Annotated in this window: 21 protein-coding genes and 1 tRNA gene; 18 read left to right on the top strand and 4 right to left on the bottom strand. The window is 62.0% G+C overall.

Going from position 1 to position 22,704, the window contains the following annotated elements; translation table 11 throughout:
• Positions 1-31: 31 nt before the first annotated feature.
• Entirely contained in the window at positions 32-310 is a 279-nt protein-coding gene (locus tag ACIROW_RS14955; protein ID WP_402276968.1) for a hypothetical protein, read from the bottom strand.
• Between the two features lie 135 nt (positions 311-445).
• The gene (locus ACIROW_RS14950) at positions 446-2,089 is read right to left on the bottom strand and encodes an OFA family MFS transporter (protein ID WP_402276965.1); all 1,644 of its coding nucleotides are present in this window, start codon (positions 2,087-2,089) and stop codon (positions 446-448) included.
• A 161-nt stretch (positions 2,090-2,250) separates the two neighbouring features.
• Here ACIROW_RS14950 and ACIROW_RS14945 point away from each other — a divergent pair, with 161 nt between their 5' ends.
• The gene (locus ACIROW_RS14945) at positions 2,251-3,318 is read left to right on the top strand and encodes a substrate-binding domain-containing protein (protein WP_402276962.1); all 1,068 of its coding nucleotides are present in this window, start codon (positions 2,251-2,253) and stop codon (positions 3,316-3,318) included.
• Between the two features lie 15 nt (positions 3,319-3,333).
• Here ACIROW_RS14945 and ACIROW_RS14940 read toward each other — a convergent pair whose 3' ends face one another.
• Positions 3,334-4,257 carry a LysR family transcriptional regulator gene (locus ACIROW_RS14940; protein ID WP_402276959.1) on the bottom strand — a complete coding sequence of 308 codons (924 nt, stop codon included), beginning with the start codon at positions 4,255-4,257 and terminating at the stop codon, positions 3,334-3,336.
• A gap of 91 nt (positions 4,258-4,348) precedes the next feature.
• Between ACIROW_RS14940 and ACIROW_RS14935 the strand changes: the two genes are divergently transcribed.
• The 3 genes from ACIROW_RS14935 (at position 4,349) to ACIROW_RS14925 (ending at position 7,256) form a co-directional block, all read left to right on the top strand.
• Positions 4,349-5,425: a tartrate dehydrogenase gene (locus ACIROW_RS14935; protein ID WP_402276957.1), complete on the top strand. Its 1,077-nt coding sequence runs from the start codon at positions 4,349-4,351 to the stop codon at positions 5,423-5,425.
• A 98-nt stretch (positions 5,426-5,523) separates the two neighbouring features.
• Entirely contained in the window at positions 5,524-6,546 is a 1,023-nt protein-coding gene (locus ACIROW_RS14930) for a DctP family TRAP transporter solute-binding subunit (RefSeq protein WP_402276954.1), read from the top strand.
• A gap of 311 nt (positions 6,547-6,857) precedes the next feature.
• Complete coding sequence (locus ACIROW_RS14925) at positions 6,858-7,256, top strand: surface-adhesin E family protein (protein ID WP_402276951.1); 399 nt, start codon at positions 6,858-6,860, stop codon at positions 7,254-7,256.
• A gap of 19 nt (positions 7,257-7,275) precedes the next feature.
• Here the strand turns inward: ACIROW_RS14925 and ACIROW_RS14920 are convergent, their stop codons facing one another.
• Positions 7,276-9,231, bottom strand: a complete 1,956-nt coding sequence (locus ACIROW_RS14920) for an APC family permease (RefSeq protein ID WP_402276949.1) — start codon at positions 9,229-9,231, stop codon at positions 7,276-7,278.
• A gap of 422 nt (positions 9,232-9,653) precedes the next feature.
• Here ACIROW_RS14920 and ACIROW_RS14915 point away from each other — a divergent pair.
• From ACIROW_RS14915 to ACIROW_RS14850, 14 genes are all read left to right on the top strand, one after another.
• A tRNA-Leu gene (locus ACIROW_RS14915) sits at positions 9,654-9,740 on the top strand.
• A gap of 332 nt (positions 9,741-10,072) precedes the next feature.
• Complete coding sequence (locus tag ACIROW_RS14910; protein ID WP_402276947.1) at positions 10,073-10,843, top strand: beta-ketoacyl synthase chain length factor; 771 nt, start codon at positions 10,073-10,075, stop codon at positions 10,841-10,843.
• Positions 10,836-11,666 (top strand): lysophospholipid acyltransferase family protein, encoded by an 831-nt coding sequence (locus tag ACIROW_RS14905; RefSeq protein WP_402276945.1) that lies wholly within the window; start codon positions 10,836-10,838, stop codon positions 11,664-11,666. The genes ACIROW_RS14910 and ACIROW_RS14905 overlap by 8 nt, the downstream gene beginning before the upstream one ends.
• A 3-nt stretch (positions 11,667-11,669) precedes the next feature.
• A complete protein-coding gene (locus ACIROW_RS14900; protein WP_402276943.1) occupies positions 11,670-11,936 on the top strand; it encodes a phosphopantetheine-binding protein in 267 nt (88 codons plus the stop codon).
• A gap of 10 nt (positions 11,937-11,946) precedes the next feature.
• The gene (locus tag ACIROW_RS14895) at positions 11,947-12,243 is read left to right on the top strand and encodes an acyl carrier protein (protein ID WP_402276941.1); all 297 of its coding nucleotides are present in this window, start codon (positions 11,947-11,949) and stop codon (positions 12,241-12,243) included.
• Positions 12,230-12,787: a hypothetical protein gene (locus ACIROW_RS14890; protein WP_402276938.1), complete on the top strand. Its 558-nt coding sequence runs from the start codon at positions 12,230-12,232 to the stop codon at positions 12,785-12,787. Before ACIROW_RS14895 ends, ACIROW_RS14890 begins: the two co-directional genes overlap by 14 nt.
• On the top strand, positions 12,780-14,603 hold the full coding sequence (locus ACIROW_RS14885) for an AMP-binding protein (protein WP_402276935.1): 1,824 nt from the start codon (positions 12,780-12,782) through the stop codon (positions 14,601-14,603). Before ACIROW_RS14890 ends, ACIROW_RS14885 begins: the two co-directional genes overlap by 8 nt.
• Positions 14,600-15,346, top strand: a complete 747-nt coding sequence (locus ACIROW_RS14880) for a glycosyltransferase family 2 protein (protein ID WP_402276934.1) — start codon at positions 14,600-14,602, stop codon at positions 15,344-15,346. The genes ACIROW_RS14885 and ACIROW_RS14880 overlap by 4 nt, the downstream gene beginning before the upstream one ends.
• Positions 15,343-16,332, top strand: coding sequence for an acyltransferase (locus tag ACIROW_RS14875; RefSeq protein WP_402276932.1), 990 nt, complete (start codon positions 15,343-15,345; stop codon positions 16,330-16,332). Before ACIROW_RS14880 ends, ACIROW_RS14875 begins: the two co-directional genes overlap by 4 nt.
• Positions 16,319-17,908: a histidine ammonia-lyase gene (gene hutH, locus ACIROW_RS14870; protein WP_402276929.1), complete on the top strand. Its 1,590-nt coding sequence runs from the start codon at positions 16,319-16,321 to the stop codon at positions 17,906-17,908. The genes ACIROW_RS14875 and hutH overlap by 14 nt, the downstream gene beginning before the upstream one ends.
• On the top strand, positions 17,901-18,362 hold the full coding sequence (locus ACIROW_RS14865) for an acyl-CoA thioesterase (protein ID WP_402276927.1): 462 nt from the start codon (positions 17,901-17,903) through the stop codon (positions 18,360-18,362). The genes hutH and ACIROW_RS14865 overlap by 8 nt, the downstream gene beginning before the upstream one ends.
• A complete protein-coding gene (locus ACIROW_RS14860) occupies positions 18,359-18,988 on the top strand; it encodes an outer membrane lipoprotein carrier protein LolA (protein ID WP_402276924.1) in 630 nt (209 codons plus the stop codon). The genes ACIROW_RS14865 and ACIROW_RS14860 overlap by 4 nt, the downstream gene beginning before the upstream one ends.
• A complete protein-coding gene (locus ACIROW_RS14855) occupies positions 18,981-21,416 on the top strand; it encodes an MMPL family transporter (RefSeq protein ID WP_402276922.1) in 2,436 nt (811 codons plus the stop codon). The genes ACIROW_RS14860 and ACIROW_RS14855 overlap by 8 nt, the downstream gene beginning before the upstream one ends.
• On the top strand, positions 21,400-22,638 hold the full coding sequence (locus ACIROW_RS14850) for an NAD(P)/FAD-dependent oxidoreductase (protein ID WP_402276920.1): 1,239 nt from the start codon (positions 21,400-21,402) through the stop codon (positions 22,636-22,638). The genes ACIROW_RS14855 and ACIROW_RS14850 overlap by 17 nt, the downstream gene beginning before the upstream one ends.
• Positions 22,639-22,704: the final 66 nt, after the last annotated feature.

Below are 22,704 nucleotides of genomic sequence, written 5' to 3'. Positions count from 1 at the left end.
TTTTATCTCGCCGGGCCGTGGAAAAACACGTCTAGTCGCGCCGCCTGATCCTTGCAGGAACCGGACGACGACGTTGTTGTTGCGATGCTGTTTTATGCGCTGCCGACAACAAGCCGGCGGCGGCGAATACGGCGATCCCTGCCGACGCAAACGGCGCGGCAAAGCTCAGGAATGTGGGAAAGAAAATGATGCCGAACACAACTGCAAGGACTGCAGCAGCGGCAATGAAGCATGCGATCGCAAACCCGGGCGCTGTGCTGAAAAGCGTTGCGGCACGCGATCCGATCGAAGAATGATCAAGCGATTTCATGTTCTCCCTGCCTATCATTGATGCATCGGGTTGGTACAGAACACTACGGTGGTGAAGCCGGCTGCCGCAAAGTATTGATCCTCGCGGCAGCCTTGTTGCTTGTTACTTGTTACTTTTCGACTACGTCACGCTCAATTACTTGAACAGCACCGCAGTCTTTTGCAGCGTCAGCGAAATACCCCAGATCAGCGGGATGCCGACTGCCAGCCATGCCGCGCCGATCAGTGCAGGATTGCCGCCACGGCCGACCAGCGCCATGTCTGCCGACGACATTGTCGCGGTATTGTCCGAGGACGACTTTTCGTGCGCCAGTTGCTTTTCGCGGGCCAGTTCTTCCGGCGTCATGAAGTGCTTGGCGGCGACCGGACGGACCAGCAGGTTGCAGATCAGGCCCAGCACCAGCATGCCTGCCAGGATGTACATCGTGGTGTTGTAGACCTGGTCGCGCGGCATGCCGAGCGACAGTTGATACTCACGCATGTAATTCACCACGACCGGGCCGAGGATGCCGGCGGTAGCCCATGCAGTCAGCAGGCGACCGTGGATCGCGCCGACCATCTGGGTGCCGAACAAGTCAGCCAGGTAAGCAGGCACCGTCGCAAAACCGCCGCCGTACATCGACAGGATGATGCAGACTGCACCGACGAACAGCGCAATGCTGCCTGCCTTGGCCGACCATGGCAGGCTCACGTACAGGATGAAGCCCAGCACGAAGAAGATCACGTACGTCATCTTGCGACCGAAGAAGTCGGAACACGACGCCCACACGAAACGACCGCCGATATTGAACAGGCTGATCAGGCCGGTGAAGCCGGCTGCAATCGCGGCGATCGCGGCTTTTTGCTCGATCGACAGATCGCTGAAGCCAACGTTGACGCCCAGCAGATGGCCGCCGAAGACTTCCTGCAGCATCGGCGACGAGATGCCGATCACGCCGATACCGGCCGACACGTTCAGGCACAGCACCAGCCACACCAGCCAGAACTGGGGAATGCCCCAGACCTTGCTCACGTGCACGTGGTTTTGCGTGATCATGGTGTTGTTGGCGGTGACCGGCGGCGTCCAGCCGGCCGGCTTCCAGCCGCTAGGCGGAACACGATAGCCCAGTGCGCCGGCCATCATGAAGATGAAATAGATCACGGCCATGGCGACGAAGGTTTCCCACACGCCGACCGAGGTCGGAGTGGCGAAGTGCTTCATCAGCTTGTCGGCCAGCGGGCTGCCGACCAGCGCGCCGCCGCCGAAACCCATGATCGCCATGCCGGTCGCCATGCCGCGACGGTCCGGGAACCATTTGATCAGGGTTGACACCGGCGAGATGTACCCCAGACCGAGGCCGACCCCACCGATCACACCTGAGCCGAGCCACATGAGCCAGATCTGGTGGGTGTAGACGCCGAATGCGGAAATCAGCAAGCCGCCGCACCAGCACAGCGCGGAGACCACGCCGGCCTTGCGCGGACCTGCGCGCTCGAGCCAGCCGCCCCAGATCGCGGCGGAAATGCCGAGCAGGACGAAGAACATCGTATACATCCAGCCCAGCATGGAAATCTTCCAGTCGCAGGTGGTGGAGAATACTTGTGCGAAAAAGCCGGTATCCGGCGCACAGGCGATCGACTCTTTGATGCCGAGCGCCTTGGACAGGGGCAGCCAGAATACGGAGAAACCGTATGCCATGCCGATACACAGGTGAATTGCCAGAGCGGCTGGCGGTACCAGCCAGCGGTTGAACCCGGGCTTGGCGATGGTATGTTCCTTTTGCAGGAAATCGAAGGCCATTATTCCCTCCTCTTTGATGTTGTGGGGCGGCAATTATATGCAAGTCGAAAGAATTCGGCTATTTATGCAAATATATGCCTATAGTTTTTATGAACTACGCGTACTTTCGCGAAGGTATCATTGAAATTCCATCGACTCAATATGCTATTTTTTTCATATATATGTACAAAGTCAGCATCAAACCACACTGGGAAATTGGCCACGGCGACGACTCCCCGCTCGACACCACGGAACTGCTGGCGCTGTTGACGGCGGTCCAGCAAACCGGCTCCATCGCCAAGGCGGCGCAGCAATTGCGTCACTCGTACCGGCACGCCTGGGGCCTGTTACGGACGTCGGAACAATTATTCGGCCACAGCCTGATCGCGAGCGGACGCGGACGCGGCACCACGCTCACGCCCTTCGCCAGCAAACTGCTGTGGGCCGACCGCATGGTCAGCGCGCGCTTGTCGCCTACCTTGGACAGCCTGGCCTCGGAATTGGAAATCGAATTGGGCAAGACGGTCGAAGGCAAATCCAAGACGGTGCGCCTGAACGCCAGCCACGGCTTCGCGGTAGCCGCCCTGCTCAACCAGTTCAACCAGGCCAAGCTGCCGGTGGAAGTGCGCTATCGCCACAGCACCGACGCCGTGGCGGCGCTGTCGCGCCAGGAATGCGACCTGGCCGGCTTTCATGTGCCGCTGGGAGAATTCGAAAAACCGGCCATCGCCACCTACGCCAAATGGCTCAACAAACGCAGCGATTGTCTGATCCACCTGGCCGTGCGCAGCCAGGGCCTGTTCGTCGCCACCGGCAATCCCAAGAATATCGGCGGGCTGGCGGACCTGACACGCAGCGACTTGCGCTTCGTCAACCGCGAAGCGGGCTCGGGCACCCGCATGCTGCTCGAACTGATGCTGGCCGGACAAGGCATCTCTCACAAGAAGATCAACGGCTTCGAGAACACCGAGTTCACCCATTCGGCGGTGGCGGCCTTCATCGCCAGCGGCATGGCTGACGTCGGCTTCGGTGTGCAGACGGCATCGCATCGTTTCGGTCTGGACTTCATTCCGCTGGTGCGCGAGCGCTACTTCTTTGCGCTGCCGACGGCGTCACTGAACGATCCGCTGGTGCGGGCGGTGGTCGATATCGTGCAGTCGCCGACGTTCCGCGCGGTGGTCGACGACCTGGCCGGCTACGAGAGCGCCGACACCGGCAAGATACAGAGCGTGCCGGAAGCTTTTCCCTGAGCTGCGTGGACTTGCTCAGCGCGCCTGCATCGCATGCACGTTGAGATTTTTCTGCAAGAAGCGCACGCACTCCCTGACCTTGGCGGAATTCTTCAGCTGCAACGGATACACCGCACACAGGTCGGCTTCCTGGAAGTAAGCCGGCAACACCCGCACCAGGCTGCCATCCTTGAGGCTGGCGGCGACATCCCAGATCGAACGCAGGATCACGCCGTGGCCGTCGACCGCCCATTGGTGGATGATCTCGCCGTGGTTCGAGGCCAGCCCGCCGGCGACCTTGACCGTTTCCGCGCCCTTGGGCCCCATCATGCGCCAGATGCCGAACGACTGATTGCGCTCACGGATCACCAGGCATTGATGCCGGGTCAGGTCCGACAGCGTCTGCGGCGCGCCATGACGACTGAGGTAATCGGGACTGGCGCACAGTACGCGCTGGCTGGCGATGATGCGCTTGGCGAACAGGTGCGGCTCATGCACCGGGCCGACCCGGATGTCGAGATCGAAGCCTTCGTTGATCATGTCGACCTGGCGATCAAACAATTCCAGCTGGATGCGCAACGCCGGGTGCAGGCGCGCAAATTCCGACAGCAGCGGCGACACGTATTTGCGGCCCAGCCCGAAGCTGGTGCTGATCTTCAGCAGCCCGCGCGGCACCTGCTTGGCGCTGCTCACGGTTTCCAGCATCTGGTCGACGTCGTCGAGGATGCGGCGCGCCCATTCATGCACGTTGCTGCCCTCTTCGGTCATCACCACGCTGCGTGTGGTGCGATGGAACAGCCGGACGCCCAGCGCCGTCTCCAGCAGCGCGATGCGCTTGCTGATGTAGGCCGGCGACGCCCCCATCTCCTTGGCCGATTCGGCAAAACTGCTCTTGCGCGCAACTACGCAGAACAAACGCAAGTCTTCCAGCAGTGGCGGTGCAACGCTTTGATTGTTCACGATTCGTGTTTTATGAAGTAACCGATTCGTGAATTATAGCGAGGCCTGAGGCCGTTATGATTTCCGTCTGGTTTTTAAAGGAGAAAGCAGCATGACCAAGCATAAAGTAGCCGTCATCGCCGGCGACGGCATCGGCCAGGAAGTGATCCCCGAAGGTTTGCGCGCGGTCGACGCCGCAGCAAAGAAATTCGGCATCGAGATCGAGTACACCCATTTCGACTGGGCCCACTGCGGCTATTACGCCGAGCACGGCAAGATGATGCCGGACGACTGGTTCGATCAGTTGAAGGGATTCGAGGCGATCTTCTTCGGCGCGGTCGGCTGGCCCGCCACGGTGCCGGATCACGTATCCCTGTGGGGCTCGCTGCTGAAATTCCGCCGCGACTTCGACCTGTACGTCAACCTGCGCCCCGTGCGCCTGATGCCCGGCGTGCCCTGCCCGCTGGCCGGCCGCAAACCCGGCGACATCGATTTCTACGTGGTGCGCGAAAACACGGAAGGCGAATATTCGTCCATCGGCGGCCGTATGTATGAAGGCACCGATCGCGAAATCGTGATCCAGGAATCGGTGTTCACGCGCCATGGCGTCGACCGCATCCTCAAGTTCGCCTACGACCTGGCGCAGAGCCGTCCGAAGAAACACCTGACCTCGGCCACCAAGTCCAACGGCATCGCCATCACCATGCCGTACTGGGACGAGCGCGTCGAAGCGATGGGCAAGAACTACGGCGACGTCAAGACAGACAAGTACCACATCGACATCCTGACCGCGCATTTCGTCCTGAATCCGCAGCGGTTCGACGTGGTGGTTGCGCCCAACCTGTTCGGCGACATCCTGTCCGACCTCGGCCCCGCCTGCGCCGGCACCATCGGCATCGCGCCTTCGGCCAACCTCAATCCGGACCGCAAGCTGCCGTCGCTGTTCGAGCCGGTGCACGGTTCGGCGCCCGACATCGCCGGCAAAAACATCGCCAACCCGGTCGCCACGATCTGGTCCGGCGCGATGATGCTGGACTTCCTCGGCAACGGCAATCCGAAGTACAAGCAAGCCCACGACGCCATCCTGGCCGCGATCGAAAAAGTGCTGGTGGAAGGACCGAAGACCCCGGACCTCGGCGGCAGCGGCGACACTACGTCGGTGGGCAAGGCGATTGCCGCGGCGATCTGATGCAGTAACGCTAGCAAAACGTCCGGATGCGGATCGCGCTCGACAGAAGCGCCGCCGCATCACCCAAACGGACGCCATCCCAGACAGGAGGAGACACCATGCAACACTGGAAAGCCATCGTCGCAACCGCGGCCATCGCCTTGTGCAGCGCCACGACACAAGCGCAGGCACAAACCGCGCAGCAACCGATCGTCATCAAATTCAGCCACGTCGTCGCCGCCAACACATCCAAGGGCAAGACCGCGGACTATTTCAAGAAGATCGTCGAGGAGCGCACCGGCGGCCGCGTCAAGGTCGAGGTCTATCCCAACAGCCAGCTCTACAAGGACAAGGAAGAACTGGAAGCGCTGCAGATGGGCTCGGTGCAGATGCTGGCGCCGACCTTCGGCAAATTCGGCCCGATGGGCGTGCGCGAGTTCGAAGTGTTCGACCTGCCCTACCTGTTCGACAACATGGCCCAGGCACAAAAGGTGACGCAGGGGCCGATCGGCCACGCCCTGCTGAAGAAGCTCGACGCCAAGGGCCTGACCGGGCTGGCGATGTGGGACAGCGGCTTCCTCGACTGGACCTCCAACAAGCCGATCCAGAAACCGTCCGACATCAAGGGCATGAAGATCCGTATTCAATCCTCAAAAGTGATCGACGCGCGCACCCGCGTGGTCGGCGCGCTGCCGCAGGTGATGCCGTGGTCGGAGATTTATCAGGGCTTGCAGACGGGCGTGGTGGACGGCCAGGAGAACCCGCCCTCCATCGTCAGCACCGCCAAGCTGTTTGAAGTGCAAAAGTTCATGACGATCTCGGAGCACGGCTATCACGGCTATGTGTTCATCGCCAACAAGCGCTTCTGGGATTCGCTGCCGGCCGATCTCAAGCCGGTCATGGACAAGGCTGTCAAGGACGCCACCGAGTATTTCAACAGCAACGCCAAGAAGGAAAACGACGATGCCTTGGAAGACATCCGCAAAACCGGCAAGATGAAAATCCTGACCATGACGCCGGAAGAAAAGAACGAATGGAAAGCCATCCAGTACAAGGTCCATCGCGAGATGGAAGACCGTATCGGCAAGGACCTGATCCAATCGATCTACAAGGAAATCGGGCGCGGACCGGACGGCAAATAAAGCAGAAAATGTGCTGCATGCAAGCACCGCGAAGCCGGCGTTTCCTGCGAGGAACGCCGGCTTTTTTGCTTCCCCGGCAATTTCGGAATTACAGCGGCCTCATGCCGTGTTAGGATTTGCGCCGTAAAATGACCAGACGTCCCCCAGCAAAAACATGAAGATTCGACTCACGCAATTCACCGCCGCATGGACCGCTTATGCCCTGCTGTGGTCGGTGACGCTGTTGATCATGCTGGAAGACGACGTGGCCATGCTGGCGTTCATGCTGTCATGATGCGCATGCCCCCCCTACTCTCACCGAACGGGACAAGATGAAATTTGCAGTGCTGGCATTGTTGCTGGTGTCGAACCAGGTGTTTGCCGCGCAATGGTCGTTGCTCGGCGACAACGACCTTGGCACCTTCTTTGTCGACAAGTCCAGCATCGAGCGCGGACGCAGCATTCTGCAGGCCAACGTCCTGCTCAACTGGGCCAAGCCGCAAGTGCTGCAGGGTCACGGCAAGTATTACGCGTCGGAAGTATCCATCGCCTACATCGATTGCGACGACAAACGCATCGGCTTCGGCAGCCGCACCATGTACGCCAAGGCAGATGCCCAGGGCGGCGCGCTGTTTTCCCCTTACCTCTCCTACGGCGACACCCGCCTGCAGGACGCAGTACCCGGCTCGACCGGTGCGCAGATGATCAAGATCATCTGCGGCCTCAAGTAATCCGCACTAATAGTCTGCGTTAAACCTTCATCGGCAGGATCACCATTTGCAGGCCGTCAAAATGCAACCGGCGCTGGATCGCCAGCGCAGCCTGGTTGTGCAGCAGGCGGATGAACCAGTTGTCTTGTTCAAAGATCAGCTTGCTGGTGAAGAAAATCGCATTCGGATATTCCCTGCTGATGTCGAAGCACAGCTTGGTCACCTCCTGCACGGCGTCCGTGCCGAAGCCCAGGTAGGACGACGATGCCATGCCGTGGCTGCGGCAAAAATCCACGAAGAACTGCAGCGTCGCATTCGCTTCGGCACGCATCTGCTCGACCGCGCCCTCGCCGCCATAGGCATGCGAATCGACCGTGCGCGCATTGACGAAGATGAAATTCTTGAAATGGCCGGGGAACATGCGTTGCACCCACAGCAAGGCATGCAGACCGCCGCCGCGCGATGTGCCGACGATGAACACCGCGGTCTGGTTGACCGGGTCCGGCACGATGGTCTCCATGTTGGGACCGAACGGCTGGCTGGAGAAAATCTGGTCGACCGAGCGGATCGCTTCCTTGGTCTCACGGTAGTGATTGCGGATATAGATGCACAGCGCCGCAATGCCGGCAATGATCACGGCCGTGGCCCAGCCACCGGCGAACATCTTTTCGTACAGCAGCACCGACAGGATCGAAGCGCAGATCACGAAGCCGATCAGCGACAACAGGAAGCGCCGCTTCCAGTGCGCCAGGTGGCGACGCTGGCGCCACCAGTAGCGGCACAGGCCGAACAGCGAAATGGCGAAGGTCAGGAACACGGAGATCGAATACAGCACGATCAGCAGTGTCACACTGCCCTGGGTCCAGAACAGGATCGCCAGCGCGGCGATACCCATCACCAGGATGCCGTTCTGCGTGACCAGCCGCGTCGACAGGTAGCGGAATTTATGCGGCACCCATGAATCGGCCGCCATGTTGGACAACACCGCCGGTCCACCCAGGAAACCGGTATTGGCGGCCACGAACAACAAGCCCGCCTCGAACGCCAGCACCACCGCCAGCAGGAGGTCGTTGAGCCACTGGTTGCCGGTGCCCATGCTGTCGATGATCAGGCGGAAGGTAGTGGCGTTGAGGGTTTCGCCGTCGACGTGGCGCGCGTCCCACAACAGATACAGCAGAAAGATGCCGCCGGCCGTGAATGCCAGCGACAGCGCCATGTACAACATGGTCATCTTGCCGGTGCGCACGCGCGGCTCAGCCAGCATGTTGACATTGTTGGAGACGGCTTCCAGTCCGGTGTAGGTGCCGCCGCCCTGGGAATACGCCAGCAGCAGCATGCTCGCCACACCCGCCCAGCCGATTTGACGGGTCAGGCTGCCGGTGTCGGCCAGCGTGGTCGGCACCAGGGACGGCAGGTATTCCGCATGCACGAAAATGCCGTAGACGATCAGCACCAGATGGGTGGCGACGAAACCGAGGAATACCGGCAGCAGGAAACGGATGGCTTCCTTGAGGCCGCGCAGGTTGAGAACGATCAGCATGCCGACGAAGAAGGCCTCGGCCCAGAGCTTGTAATCCTGGAAGCCCAGCGGCAGCAGCGACGCCAGCGCATCCACCCCGGAGGCGACCGAAATGGCGATGGTCAGCACGTAATCAAGGATCAGCGCCACGCCCGAGACCAGGCCGAGGTAAGGACCGACCAGCTTGGTGGCGACGCGGTAACCGCCGCCGCCGGTGGGGAACAATTCAATGACCTGGTTATAGGCCAGCGCAATGATGAACACCGTCAGCGCGGTCGCCAGCGCCAGGTACAGGCCCAGGTGAGTATGCTCGCCGAGCGCCCGGAAGCTTTCTTCCGGACCGTACGCGGAGGAAGACAAGCCGTCCGCGCCCAACCCCACCCACGCCAGAAAAGCCACCAGGGCCAGCGAATGGCGCGTCTCGCTCTTGAGCGGGTCCAGCGCCTTGCCCAACAAAATTTCTCGAATCTTCAACATGCAATGTGTGCCAGATACTGATCAGCATTTTTTCGTTCAAGCGGCGATGATACCCGTTTGTACTGCGGTGCGGCATCAGAAGTCATGTGAGAACCCGCTTCATAAAGAAACATGAGATGCGTTCTTCCCAGAAAGGGCGCTGGCAAGGCGTGGGACGCGTCGCGTAGCGGTGGCTACGCGCAAGGAGCACAACGCGGCCAGCGCCCTTTCTGGGAAAAACCCGTAGGGAGCGGCCTGTTTGGGCGAATTGCTGCGTTACGAATCGGGGTCAAGACGCCCAGTCTTGACCCCGATTCGCGCCTTGCACTTCATCCCAAACAGCACTCGCTCGCACTCATGCTTCTTTATGAAGCGGGTTCTAAGAACGTCAATGAAGGTATTGCCCGGTCGTCCAAAATGGGTCATAATCGCGGTCTTGCGTTGCCGGGATGGCGGAATAGGTAGACGCACGGGACTCAAAATCCCGCGGTGGTGACACCGTGCCGGTTCGATTCCGGCTCCCGGCACCAGTAGTGCGGCAGCATGTGGTTGGCAATACGAAAACAAGCGGCGGTGCGCTAGAACAAAGCGCCGGCGAACAAAACAGGTAGGAACGATCATTCGTCCCTGCCTTTTTTTTGGCCTGAATATTCGTCTAAAAATCGAATTACTCACAAGGCTTTTATCGTAATATTTGCTTTACTTTTTTTAACGTTCAACAAGCCTGCTCTCGTTATCACATTAACAAAAAATGCGAGGGGATCGCAGCGATTATCAACTCTGTCCTGGCCTGGCCACGATATTGAAATAAAGATAACGTCAGCGAAGAGAGCATGGTCAATCGATAGCATCGAATAGAAATATGCGTTTTGGGGATGTCAGTTTTTCTGTCGCATCGCATACGGCTTGGGCGCCCGGTCTGGACACCGCCGCCGCCTGGCTGGAGTGGGCTCACGGCCGTGCGCAGACAAATACGGCGGCTGCCGACCCCAAAGTCGCAAAAATGCCTCCGATGCTGCGCCGTCGCGCCAGCGTCACCGGCAAGATGGCGCTCGAAACGGCTTATGCCTGCCTGCCCGAACACGCCACAGCAGATCTCCCGGTAATTTTCGCCTCGCGTCACGGTGAATGCGCCCGCTCGGTCGAGTTGCTGCAAGAATTGGCGCAGCATGCGCCGCTGTCGCCGACCGCATTCAGCCTTTCAGTACACAACGCCAATGGCGGGCTGTGGTCGATTGCACGCGGTGATCGCGGCAATAACATCGCTATCGCAGCAGGAGCAAGTACCGTCGAACACGCGCTCATCGAAGCCTGCGGCCTGCTTGCCGACGGCGCGCAACAGGTCTTGCTGGTCATGGCCGACAGTCCGCCACCGGAAATCTTCTCCGCCTACAGCGATTGCGCCGAACAGGGATTTGCCTGGGCCTGGTTGCTGCAGGCCGATGACAAGGCGCAAGCCCATACCGGCGAACGATTTTCACTGTCGTGGACTGCCGCCAACGCCCCAAGCGCACCGCAGTCCGACGACGCCTTGCCGGGCGGACTCGATATCCTGCGCTTCTTCCTGCGGCGCGATGCCGAACTGACGCGCGCCGCCGACGGCCGCCGCTGGTGCTGGAGTCGTCATGCTTGACCGGTCGGGCAAGCCGACGACCGTCGGGGCGATACAGCTATCGCTCAAACGGCTGAACAGTTTGCTCAACAAATACTGGCGCGTAGGTGGTACGGCGATCAGCTTCACCGCCTTCGGCGTCGGCGGCCTCGTTCTGCGCATTGTGATCTTCCCGCTGCTCAACCTGATCGTGCGCGATGAGCCAACCCGCACTGCCTGGGCGCGCAGCATCATCCGCCTGGCCTTCCGGGCCTTCGTCGAACTGATGAGCGGACTGGGCGTGCTCAGCTACCGTATTTCAGGCCAGGAACGCCTGCAGCGCAAGGGCTTGCTGATCCTGGCCAACCATCCCAGCCTGATCGACACCGTCCTGCTGATGGCCTTCGTCAAGCAGGCCGATTGCATCGTCAAGAGCGCCCTGTGGCGCAACCCCTTTACCCGCGGCCCGGTGCGCGCAGCCGGTTACATCAGCAATGCCCACGGACCGGAACTGGTGGCCGATTGCATCAGCTCGATGCGCAACGGCGGTAACCTGATCATTTTCCCCGAAGGAACACGCACCCCTGCCGACGGCAACATGAGTTTCAAACGCGGCGCCGCCAACGTCGCCGTGCGCGGCGCTTGTGCGATTACGCCGGTCATCATCCGTTGTACGCCGGCGACGCTGGGCAAAGGTAACAAATGGTGGAAAGTGCCGGCAACCATGGCACACTTCGAGATCGAGATTCAGAAGGATATCGATATCCGCGATATCCCCGGGATGACCGGCGACGCCGGCAACCCTTCCCTCGCCGCGCGCCAGCTTACGTACTACCTGCAAAACTATTTCATGAAAGAAAGCTAGGCGATGCCAAGTCTTGACCTTGACCAAGAAATCAAAGAACTCATCATCGACGTTCTGCAACTGGAAGACATCGGTCCCGCCGACATCGACGCCGCCGCTCCCTTGTTCGGAGACGGCCTCGGGCTGGATTCGATCGATGCGCTGGAACTCGGCGTGGCGTTGCAAAAGCGCTACGGCGTCGCCCTCTCCGCGAACTCGGAAGAAACCCGCAAGCACTTCGCGTCGGTGCAATCGCTTGCCGCCCTCATTGCCAGCCATCGCCAACAATAAACGAATCATCATGACCACCTTAGCGCCCTCCATGACCAAGGACCAGATCACCGTCTGGATCGTCGACATGCTGCACGAGATGTTTGAACTCGACAAAGCGAAGATCACGCCGCAGTCCAATTTGTATTCCGATCTCGACATCGACAGCATCGACGCCGTCGACATCGTGGTTAAACTGAACCAGATGACCGGCAAGCGGATACAGCCCGACGTGTTTCGCACCGTGCGCACTGTGCAGGATGTGGTCGACGTGCTGGCGACGCTGCTGCATGCGGATAACGTGAACAAGGTTGATGAAAAGGCCTGAGACGGCCCAGGTCCTGACCACGCTGGTCATCCTGGCCTATCCACTGCTGATCTGGTACGCCCACGGCAGGATCGAACCGCGCCAGCTCGCGCTGGTGCTGCTGGGCGTGGCCGCGCTGCGCCTGCTGACGTTGAGGATGGGCCAGCGCTATCGCTGGATGAGCCTGGCTGCACTATTGCTGGCGGCGCCCGCGCTGTTCTGGAACGCGCTGCTGCCACTCAAGCTATATCCGGTCGCCATCAGCATCGGCATGCTGACCCTGTTCGGCGCCAGCCTGCTGCGCCCGCCATCGATCATCGAACGCATTGCACGCATCCAGGATCCCGACCTGCCGCCCTTCGCCATTGCCTATACGCGCCGCGTGACCCAGGTCTGGTGCCTGTTCTTCGCGTTCAACGGCAGCGTCGCCTTCGCCACGGCGGTGTGGGCGTCGGAAGCGGTCTGGTCGCTATATACCGGACTCATTGCCTACCTGCTCATGGGTGCGCTGTTTGCCGGCGAATACCTGGTCCGGCTCTATGTCAGGCGTCAACACCATGCCTGATTTCATCCACGTGCCGGCACTGCCGCTGGCTGCGCGCGCCGACAGTCATGTGACCGGCTGGCGCGGCGGCGACGCCGTGACGCACGTGCAATTCACACGTGAAACCGATGCTTGGCGACAACTGCTGTTACGCCGGCCGGGCACCCGATTCGCGCTCTACCTGCAAGACACGATAGCGTTCGCCGCCGCCCTGTTCGGTGCATGGCAAGCCGGCAAAACCATCTACCTGCCCAGCGACACGCTGGCCGAAACCTGCAAGGCGCTGGCGCTGGAAGTCGACGGCTTCATCGGCGAATTCGATGCAGCGTTGCAACCAGTGCAGTCACCGGAGCCTGCGGCCCTGGACCAGGCCCGCACACCGCAACAACTCGACGGCGATGCGCCGGTCCTGGTGGTCTACTCCTCCGGCAGCACCGGCACCGCACAGGCCATTCCGAAAAAATTGTCGCAACTGTCGACCGAAGTCGCCACGCTGGAGGCCCTGTTCGGCGCCCGGGCAGGTTCGGCCGACATCGTCTCCACGGTCTCGCACCAGCACATCTACGGCCTGCTGTTCAAGGTCCTGTGGCCGCTCGCGGCCGGACGTGCGATCCATGCCCGCAGCGCCTTCTTCCCCGAAGACCTCGCCGCGATCGTGCCGCAGCGTCCCTGGCTGCTGCTGTCCAGCCCGGCGCACCTGAAGCGCCTGCCCGACAGCCCGGTCCGGCCGGACATCACCCGACTGCAGACAGTCTTTTCTTCGGGCGGACCATTGCTGCCCGACGCGGCGACGGCAACGCAGCAACTGCTCGGTCATCGCCCCATCGAAATCTACGGCAGTTCGGAAACCGGCGGCATCGCCTGGCGCCAGCCCCGGCAGCAGGAGCCTGCCGGGACGGCGCGCGACGACAGCTGGCAGCCGATGCCGCAGGTCGACGTGCGACTCAACAAGGAACACGATTGCCTCGAAGTCCGTTCGCCGCATTTGCCCGACGACCGATGGCTGCGCATGGCGGACCGCGTCGAGTTCAGCAACGGACAAGACACGGCGCAAGGGTTTTACCTGCGCGGCCGCGCCGACCGTATCGTCAAGCTCGAAGAAAAACGTATCTCGCTGGACCAGATCGAACGGCTCCTGCTGGCCTCGCCGCTGGTGGCGGAAGCACGCGTGCTGGTGCATCAGGAATCGCCGTCGTCGTTGTCATCACCATCGCCATCGCCATCGTCCTCGCGACGCGAACGTATCGCCGCATTCGTGGTGCCGACCGGGGCCGGGCGTACGTTGCTCGACCAACAAGGCAAGCTGGCGCTCAACACGCAATTGCGTGCGGTCCTGGCCGACGCCATCGAAAGCGTGGCGCTGCCGCGGTTGTGGCGTTACCTCGACGCCCTGCCCGCCAATACGCAGGGCAAAATCACCGTGGCGGCGCTGACGGCATTGCTTGAACAAACTCCAGCTGCAGTTACCGCTTCAATACCGACAAAACGTCCGCTGTGGCCCGAACAAACCCTGCTGCAACGCGACGACCGCAGTGTCATCCTGCAGTTGCACGTGCCGCCGGACTTGCTGTACTTCGACGGCCATTTCCCCGAAGCGCCCATCCTGCCGGGCGTGGTCCAGCTCGACTGGGCGTTGGCGCTGGGGCGGCAATATTTCGACTTGCCGGCGCGCTTCCACGCCTTGCAGGCGCTCAAATTCCAGCGCGTCGTCACACCCGGCGCGACGCTCACGCTGGAACTTGAAAATGATACGCAGAAAAACGCGCTGGCCTTCCGCCTGCATTCGGTCGGCGGCCAGCATGCCAGCGGTCGCATCCTGTTCGGCGACGCCGCATGAAAACCGGCGTCGTGATCCCCGTCTACAACCATGAGCTCGCCATTCCCGACGTGCTCGCGGCGGTGCTGGTGCATGGACTGCATTGCGTGCTGGTCGACGACGGCAGCAACGCCATGTGCGCCGCCGTGCTGGACCGTCTGGCCGCCGAGCATCCGCATGACGTGACGCTGCTGCGTCTTGCGGCCAACGGCGGCAAGGGCGGCGCCGTGCTGACCGGCCTGCATCATCTGGCGCAACACGGCTACAGCCATGCCCTGCAAATCGATGCGGACGGCCAGCACGACGCCGCCGACATCGCCCGCTTCACCGCACTCTCCGCACACCATCCGCAAGCCGTCATCAACGGCTGCCCGATCTACGACGACAGTGTGCCCAAGGGACGCCTGTATGCACGCTACCTGACGCACGTCTGGGTGTGGATCAACACGCTGTCGTTCGACATCCGTGATTCGATGTGCGGCTTCCGCGTCTATCCGCTGGCGGCGGTCACTGCACTGACCGCGCGGCAAAAGATCGGCAGCCGCATGGACTTCGACACCGAGATCCTGGTGCGCCTGCACTGGCGCAGCGTACGCGTGATCAACCTGCCGACGCGCGTGCGCTACCCCAGCGACGGCGTTTCGCACTTCAAGATGTGGCTCGACAACGTGCTGATTTCACGCATGCACACCGTACTGTTTTTTGGCATGCTGTGGCGCTTGCCGCTGTTGTTGGCGCGCAAACTGCGGAAGAACGCCGCATGAGCGAAACGCTGAAACCCGCAGCTGAATCCGGCCGCCACTGGGCGCACATCAACGAAGTCAGCTTCGTCGGCGGCATGCGCCTGCTGTTTGCGGTCTTTCGTATCTTCGGACGCTGGCCGTTCCGCCTGATGCTGTATCCGGTGCTGCTCTGGTACATGGTCCGTAATCCGGTCGCGCGCGCAGCCTCGCTCGACTACCTGGCGCGCGTGCGCCGCCGCCGTCCCGACCTGCGTATTCCTTCCGGGCTGAGCGGCGCGCTGCGCCACTTCGCCGCCTTCGGCGAGAGCCTGCTCGACAAGATGCTGCTGTGGGGCGGCCTGTTCCCGCTGGACAAAGTCACCGTCAGCGGCGGCCAGATCGTCACCGACGCGGTCGCCGCCAAGCGCGGCGGCCTGCTGATCTGCACGCATCTCGGCAACCTGGAACTGTGCCGCGTGGCCGGCCGCAATCACCCGGAACTGAAACTGACCGTGCTGGTGCACACCAAACACGCGCAAGCCTTCAACCGCATGCTGGCGCAGCTCGATCCGCGCAGCCAGCTCGACCTGATCCAGGTGACCGAGATGACGCCCGCCACAGCGGTGCTGCTGGCGGAAAAAGTCGCACGCGGCGAGTTCGTCGTGATCGCCGGAGACCGGGTGCCGGTCTCGCCGAGGCCGCGCGTGGTGACGGCAGACTTCCTGGGCGCCGAGGCGCCGTTCCCGGTCGGCCCGTATGTGCTGGCCAGCCTGCTGGAATGTCCGACTTACCTGATGTTTTCGCAACGTACGCGCGATGGCGCGACCTTGTGCTTTGAACCTTTCCGTGAGCAGATCAGCTTGCCGCGCAAGCAGCGCGAACAGCTGTTCAGCGAACTGGCGGCCGACTACGCCGCCCGCCTCGAGCACCATTGCCTGCAAACGCCTTTGCAATGGTTCAATTTCTATGATTTCTGGGCTCAGCCCCAGACGTCCCTTTCCCCGGACAACCGCCATGCGCCCCACTGATACACCGACATCGCCGAACCAAGCCGCTTTCGTCACCATCGGTTCCAAACCCCTGAGCATCGAAGACGTCAATGCGATCGCCGCCGGTTCCGCACGCGCCGCCTTATCGGATGCGCCGGACTTCCTCGCACGCATCCAGCGCGGCGCTGACTTCCTCGATCGCCTGCTGCGCGAAGACGGCACCGTCTACGGCGTTACCACCGGCTACGGCGATTCCTGCACGGTCAACGTACCGCCGGAACTGGTGCCGGAATTGCCGCATCATCTCTACACCTATCACGGCTGCGGCCTCGGCGAACTGTTCTCGCCGCAACAGACGCGCGCCATCCTGGCGGCGCGGCTGACTTCGCTGAGCAAGGGTTACTCCGGTGTCAGCGTGGGGCTGTTGAACCAGATCGCCGCCCTGTTGCAGCACGACCTTCTGCCTCTGATCCCCGCAGAAGGTTCGGTCGGCGCCAGCGGCGACCTGACGCCGCTGTCCTATCTGGCGGCGGTGCTGTGCGGCGAACGCAAAGTATGGGGACCAGAGAAAAATCGCGGTGAACAAGTCGACGCCGCCATCGCACTGCAAGCTGCCGGCCTGACGCCGTTGCGCCTGCGTCCGAAGGAAGGCCTGGCCATCATGAACGGCACCGCCGTCATGACCGCGCTGGCGTGCATGGCCTACGAGCGCGCCGAATACCTCTGCAAATTGGCCACACGCATTACCGCCATGGCCAGCTTCACGCTGGACGGCAACGCCCACCATTTCGACGCCACCCTGTTCTCGGTCAAGCCGCATCCCGGTCAGCAGCAGGTAGCCGGCTGGCTGCAGTCCGACCTGCGCTGCGACCAGCCGTTGCGCAATGAAAAACGCCTGCAGGACCGCTACTCGATCCGCTGCGCGCCGCATGTGATCGGCGTGCTGACCGATGCGCTGCCGTGGCTGCGCAGCTATATCGAAAACGAACTCAACAGCGCCAACGACAATCCGCTGATCGATCCCGACAACGAGCGCGTGCTGCACGGCGGCCATTTCTACGGCGGCCACATCGCCTTCGCCATGGACAGCATGAAGAACGCCGTCGCCAACATCGCCGACCTGCTCGACCGCCAAATGGCCTTGATGGTCGACAACCGCTACAACAACGGTCTGCCGGCCAATCTGTCCGGTGTGAAAGGCCCGCGCGCGGCCATCAACCATGGCCTCAAGGCCTTGCAGATCAGCTCCTCGGCGTGGACCGCGGAAGCCTTGAAACTGACCATGCCGGCCTCGGTATTCTCGCGCTCGACCGAGTGCCACAACCAGGACAAGGTCAGCATGGGCACCATCGCCGCGCGCGACTGCCTGCGCGTACTGGAGCTGACCGAACAAGTCGTGGCGGCGCTGCTGATCACGGTGCGCCAGGGCGTGTGGCTGCGCAACGAGCAGAACCCGGAAATCCCGTTGGCCGAACTGCCCGGCGGCCGTCTGGCGGAGATGCAGGAAGCGCTATGCGCCGACATCGCGCCGATCGCCGAAGACCGCATGCTGGAACCCGACCTGCGCCTGCTGCTCGATCGCATCCGCGCGCGCACCTGGAGCCTGTATGACTGAGCTGCCCCAGGGGAAAATCACGCCGGCCAATTCGCCATGGAGCGGTGAAGTGGAACTGCAAGTCCAGTTCTACGACATCGATCCGATGGAAGTGGTCTGGCACGGCCGCTATATCGAATATTTTGAAGCGGCCCGTTGCGCGCTGCTCGACAAGATCGGCTACAACTACGACGAGATGAAGGAATCCGGCTACATGTGGCCGATCATCGACCTGCAGGTGCGATATTCCAATCCTGCCACCTTCCGCCAGCGCATCAAGGTGCGCGCCGCCATCGTCGAATGGGAAAACCGCCTGAAGATGGAATACCTCGTCACCGACGCCGTCAGCGGACAGCGTCTGACACGCGGCGTCACTTCGCAGGTGGCGGTGCAGATGGACAAACGCGAGATGTGCTTCCTCAGTCCGCCGGTGTTGTGGCAAAAGCTGGGCTTACCTTATCCGGAACCGACATGACTATGACTCTCCGCAAATTGGCGGCCTGCGCTGCATTCTTCGCCGTGTTCACAGCAGCAAACACGGTTGCCGAGGCTGCCGCCCCGGTCGCACAAATCCAGGCTGCGCTGACCAAGCCCGCCGTCATGTGCGGCCGCTTCGATCAGACCAAACAACTGACCGGCATCAAGAAGCCGCTGCTGTCGAACGGACGTTTCTGCGTCGCTGCCGGCAAGGGCATCCTGTGGCAGACGCTGCAACCCTTCCCGAGCACCCTGCGCATTACGCGCAACGCCATCGTGCAGATGCAGAACGGCCGCGTCGCCATGCGCCTGGACGCGCAGCAGGAGCCGGTCGTCAAGATGATTAACAACGTGCTGTTCTCGCTGCTGGCCGGCGACCTGAGCCAGCTCGACAAACTCTTTGAACTGGACGGCGCCATCAGGAACGGCAACTGGAATGTCGCCCTCAAGGCGCGCGAACCAGGCCTGGCCAAAGCCATCGGCGACATCCGCCTCGAAGGCGGCGCCTACGTCAACAAGGTCATCATGCAGGAAGCCTCGGGCGACCATACCGAGATCGTGTTCTCCGCCATCCAGACCGGCGACAAGGCCATGACCGCGGAAGAAGGAGCGATGTTTGACTGAACCGGCCGACCAGGAAGCCGGCACGTCGGCCACCCCGCCGGGTAAATCCCGGCGCGGCGCCGGGCGCGCTCTTGCGCTGGCGTGGTTGCTGGTGGTTGCCGTGCTGCTAGGTCACAACGCTTACCTGTGGCTGGTGCAGCGCGCCAGCCCCGACACCGACATCCTTGCCCTGCTGCCGTCCTCGCGTCATGACGACGTGATGCAGCAGGCTTTTGTGCACATGGTCGATAGTGCCCAGCAAAAAGTGGTGGTCCTCATTGGCGACGCAGACTGGGACAAGGCGACGCAGGCCGCATCGGCCTATGAAGCCGTCATTCGCAAACAGCCTGCGCTGCTGCAACCGATGGCGGGCGATGCCGCGCAATTGCAGGGAGACTGGCTGGCGAGCTTCGACCGGAGCCGCCTGATGCTGCTGACGCCCCAGCAACGCAGCAAGTTGCGCAACGACTCGCCGCAACAATGGGGCCAGCTGGCGCTCGGCACGATGTACGGCGCTTTCGGCGGACCGCGGCTGGGCGCGTGGCAGGATGACCCGTTCGGCCTGTTCAGCGGCTGGGTACAGGCGCGCGCACAGGAAACCCCGGTGCGCCCGCGCGACGGCCGCCTGTTCGTCGAGAGCGGCGGTCGCTCGTATGTGCTGCTGCTGATGAACCTGCAGCAGTCGGCGTTCTCGATCTCCGCCCAGCAGCAAGTCATTCCCCTCCTTGATCAGGCCGGCCAGGCTGCGAAACAAGCGATTCCCGCTGCGGAAATCATCACTGCCGGCGTCATCCTTCATGCCGCTGCAGGCAGCCAGCAGGCCAGCAGCGAAATGGCCACCATCGGCGCCGGCTCGCTGATCGGCATCGTGCTGCTGATGTGGCTGACCTTCCGCTCGCTCAAGCCGATTGCGCTGATTGCCCTGTCCATCGCCATCGGCTGCCTCGGCGCGTTGTCGGTCAGCTGGCTGCTGTTCGGCCGCCTGCATTTGCTCACGCTGGTGTTCGGCGCCAGCCTGGTGGGCATTGCTCAGGACTATGCGATTTATTTTCTGTGCGCGCGGCTCGGCACCGCAGCGCAAATCGATTCGCGCACCTTGCTGCGCCGTCTGCTGCCCGGCCTTGCGCTGATGCTGCTGGCCGCCGTCATCGGCTATCTCGGAATGGCGCTGACGCCCTTCCCCGGATTGCGTCAGATGGCGGTGTTTTCAGTGCTCGGATTATTGTTTGCCTGGCTCACCGTGATCCTGTGGTTCCCAACGCTGATCCACGCCGATACCTTGCGCAGCACTGCGCTGGCTGATCGCTGCAGCCACAGCATCGGTCACTGGCCGCACTTCCGCGCCAACCGCAACGGCTATCTGCTGCTGGCAGCGTTCGCCGTCTTTACCGCCGTGGGGCTGATGCGCCTGACCGTCAGCGACGACATCCGCGCACTGCAAAAGACGCCGCAACGCCTGATCGACGATCAGATCAAACTCGGCAAGCTGCTCGACACGCCGACGCCGGCTCAGTTCTATCTGGTGCGCGGCGATACGGCCGAACAAGTCCTGCAGCGCGAGGAACAACTGAAGCAACGACTGCAAGACCTGATCAGCAAGAAACTGATCAGCGGCGTGCAGGCCGTCTCCAACTGGGTGCCTTCACAACAGCAACAAAGCATCGATCATGACCTGATCGCCGCAACCCTGCTGATGCCGCAAGGTCCGCTTGCCGCCATCGCCGCCGCCATCGACGAACCCGCCCAATGGGTGCACGACATGCGCCAACGCTTGTCGGCCCACGCTGAACCGCTGCTGCCGCAAGCCTTCATCGATTCGCCGGCGGGGCAACCATGGCGTCATCTGTGGCTGGGGAAAACCGGCGCGCAATACGCCAGCATCGTGGCCGTACGCGGCCTCAGCGATTATCGGCAGTTGCCGCTGCTGGCAGCTGCCGCAGCCCCTGCAGACGGTGTGCAATGGGTCGACAAGGTGGCCGATATTTCCGCGGTGCTGCGCTATTACCGCGAGTACATGACGTGGGCGTTGCTGGCGGCTTACTTCACCATTTTCCTGCTGCTCACCTTGCGCTATCGCCGCGCCGCCTGGCGGGCAATCGCCCCGCCGCTGCTGGCGACGCTGTCGACGCTGGCGCTGTTCGGCCTGATCGGGCAGCCGCTGCAACTATTCCACGTGCTGGCTTGTCTATTGCTGCTGGGACTTGGTGTCGACTACGGCATCTTCCTCCAGGAGCCAACCGATCGTCACCAGCGCTTTTCGTGGCTGACGGTGGGCCTGTCGGCGATCAGCGCCCTGCTTTCCTTCGGATTGCTGGCGTTAAGCAACAGTCCTCCCTTGCATGCATTCGGATTGACCATGCTGATCGGCATGGCCCTGGTCTGGCTCATTTCGCCGTGTTTTCGCGGCGCCGCTTCTTCCTCTTCGAGCCCTCATGAAACCAGACAATAGTATCGAACAGCATGACATCCTCATCATCGGCGCCGGTCCGGCCGGTGCGGTGGCCGCAGCCTTGTTGCGCCGCCGCGGCCATCAGGTGCTGGTAGTCGAGCGCGAGCAGTTTCCGCGTTTCTCCATCGGCGAAAGCCTGCTGCCGCAAAGCATGGACTTCCTGGAACAGGCCGGCATGTTGCAAGCAGTCGTGGAGCACGGCTTCCAGTTCAAGAACGGCGCGTCCTTCGTCTGCGGCGAACGCCAGACCGCCTTCGACTTCCGCGACAAGCATTCGCCGGGCTGGGGCACCACGTATCAAGTGCAGCGCGCCGATTTCGACCACCTGCTGGCACAGCAAGCCGAACTCCAGGGCGCGGAGATACGCTATCGCCACAGCGTCACCGCAGTCGACCTGGCCGGCGACCGTCCGCGCACGCAAGTACGCGACGCCGACGGCCGCGAGTATACGATCGAATCCCGTTTCATCCTCGACGCCAGCGGCTTCGGTCGCGTGCTGCCGCGCCTGCTCGACCTCGAGCGGCCATCGGGCTTTCCTTTGCGCGGCGCCTGTTTCACCCATATCGCCGACGGCATCCGCGATCCGCAATTCGATCGCAACAAGATCCGCATCACGGTGCATCCCGAACATCACGACGTCTGGTACTGGCTGATCCCCTTTGCCCAGGGACGCTGCTCCATCGGCGTGGTGGCCGAAGCGTCTTTCCTGGCCACCATTGCCGGCGACGAAACGCACAGACTGCGCACGCTGGTCATGCAAGACCCGGCCCTGCGCGCACTGTTGCAGCACGCTGAATGGGATACGCCTGCGCGCGCCATTTCCGGTTATGCCGCCAACGTCACCTCGCTGTGGGGCAAGAACTTCGCGCTGCTCGGCAATGCCGGTGAATTCCTCGATCCGATCTTTTCTTCTGGAGTGACGATTGCATTGAAGTCCGCCGGTCTGGCCGCGGACACCCTCACGCGCATGCTCGCCGGCGAAAACGTGGACTGGGAAGCCGACTACGCGGTCCCCCTGAAGAATGGCGTCAACACCTTCCGCACCTTCGTCGAATCCTGGTATGCCGGCGGCTTCCAGAAGATCATCTTCCACCAACAGCAGGAGCCTGCCATCCGCCGCATGATTTCATCGATCCTGGCCGGCTACGCCTGGGATACCAGCAATCCTTTCGTGAGCGAAAGCAAGCGTCGCCTGACCGCACTGGAAAGCATATGCGCCTGAGTTTTACAGATCTCTTCAGATCCTGTGCGGCCGCGGCAATCATGGCGCTGCTGCTGTCCGCCTGCA

This window comes from Herbaspirillum sp. NPDC101397 (assembly GCF_044767325.1).
Taxonomy (GTDB): Bacteria; Pseudomonadota; Gammaproteobacteria; order Burkholderiales; family Burkholderiaceae_D; genus Herbaspirillum.
This window is presented reverse-complemented; position numbering and strand designations above follow the sequence as displayed.

Bases quoted from the DNA above. Each gene is read 5' to 3' on its own strand.
- ACIROW_RS14875 (WP_402276932.1), top strand. From the start codon at position 15,343: ATGAGCGAAACGCTGAAACCCGCAGCTGAATCCGGCCGCCACTGGGCG.
- ACIROW_RS14890 (WP_402276938.1), top strand. From the start codon at position 12,230: ATGAAAAGGCCTGAGACGGCCCAGGTCCTGACCACGCTGGTCATCCTG.
- ACIROW_RS14880 (WP_402276934.1), top strand. From the start codon at position 14,600: ATGAAAACCGGCGTCGTGATCCCCGTCTACAACCATGAGCTCGCCATT.
- ACIROW_RS14885 (WP_402276935.1), top strand. From the start codon at position 12,780: ATGCCTGATTTCATCCACGTGCCGGCACTGCCGCTGGCTGCGCGCGCC.
- ACIROW_RS14900 (WP_402276943.1), top strand. From the start codon at position 11,670: ATGCCAAGTCTTGACCTTGACCAAGAAATCAAAGAACTCATCATCGAC.
- ACIROW_RS14930 (WP_402276954.1), top strand. From the start codon at position 5,524: ATGCAACACTGGAAAGCCATCGTCGCAACCGCGGCCATCGCCTTGTGC.
- ACIROW_RS14925 (WP_402276951.1), top strand. From the start codon at position 6,858: ATGAAATTTGCAGTGCTGGCATTGTTGCTGGTGTCGAACCAGGTGTTT.
- ACIROW_RS14850 (WP_402276920.1), top strand. From the start codon at position 21,400: ATGAAACCAGACAATAGTATCGAACAGCATGACATCCTCATCATCGGC.
- hutH (WP_402276929.1), top strand. From the start codon at position 16,319: ATGCGCCCCACTGATACACCGACATCGCCGAACCAAGCCGCTTTCGTC.
- ACIROW_RS14945 (WP_402276962.1), top strand. From the start codon at position 2,251: ATGTACAAAGTCAGCATCAAACCACACTGGGAAATTGGCCACGGCGAC.
- ACIROW_RS14865 (WP_402276927.1), top strand. From the start codon at position 17,901: ATGACTGAGCTGCCCCAGGGGAAAATCACGCCGGCCAATTCGCCATGG.
- ACIROW_RS14895 (WP_402276941.1), top strand. From the start codon at position 11,947: ATGACCACCTTAGCGCCCTCCATGACCAAGGACCAGATCACCGTCTGG.
- ACIROW_RS14950 (WP_402276965.1), bottom strand. From the start codon at position 2,089: ATGGCCTTCGATTTCCTGCAAAAGGAACATACCATCGCCAAGCCCGGG.
- ACIROW_RS14955 (WP_402276968.1), bottom strand. From the start codon at position 310: ATGAAATCGCTTGATCATTCTTCGATCGGATCGCGTGCCGCAACGCTT.
- ACIROW_RS14920 (WP_402276949.1), bottom strand. From the start codon at position 9,231: ATGTTGAAGATTCGAGAAATTTTGTTGGGCAAGGCGCTGGACCCGCTC.
- ACIROW_RS14910 (WP_402276947.1), top strand. From the start codon at position 10,073: ATGCGTTTTGGGGATGTCAGTTTTTCTGTCGCATCGCATACGGCTTGG.
- ACIROW_RS14905 (WP_402276945.1), top strand. From the start codon at position 10,836: ATGCTTGACCGGTCGGGCAAGCCGACGACCGTCGGGGCGATACAGCTA.
- ACIROW_RS14860 (WP_402276924.1), top strand. From the start codon at position 18,359: ATGACTATGACTCTCCGCAAATTGGCGGCCTGCGCTGCATTCTTCGCC.
- ACIROW_RS14935 (WP_402276957.1), top strand. From the start codon at position 4,349: ATGACCAAGCATAAAGTAGCCGTCATCGCCGGCGACGGCATCGGCCAG.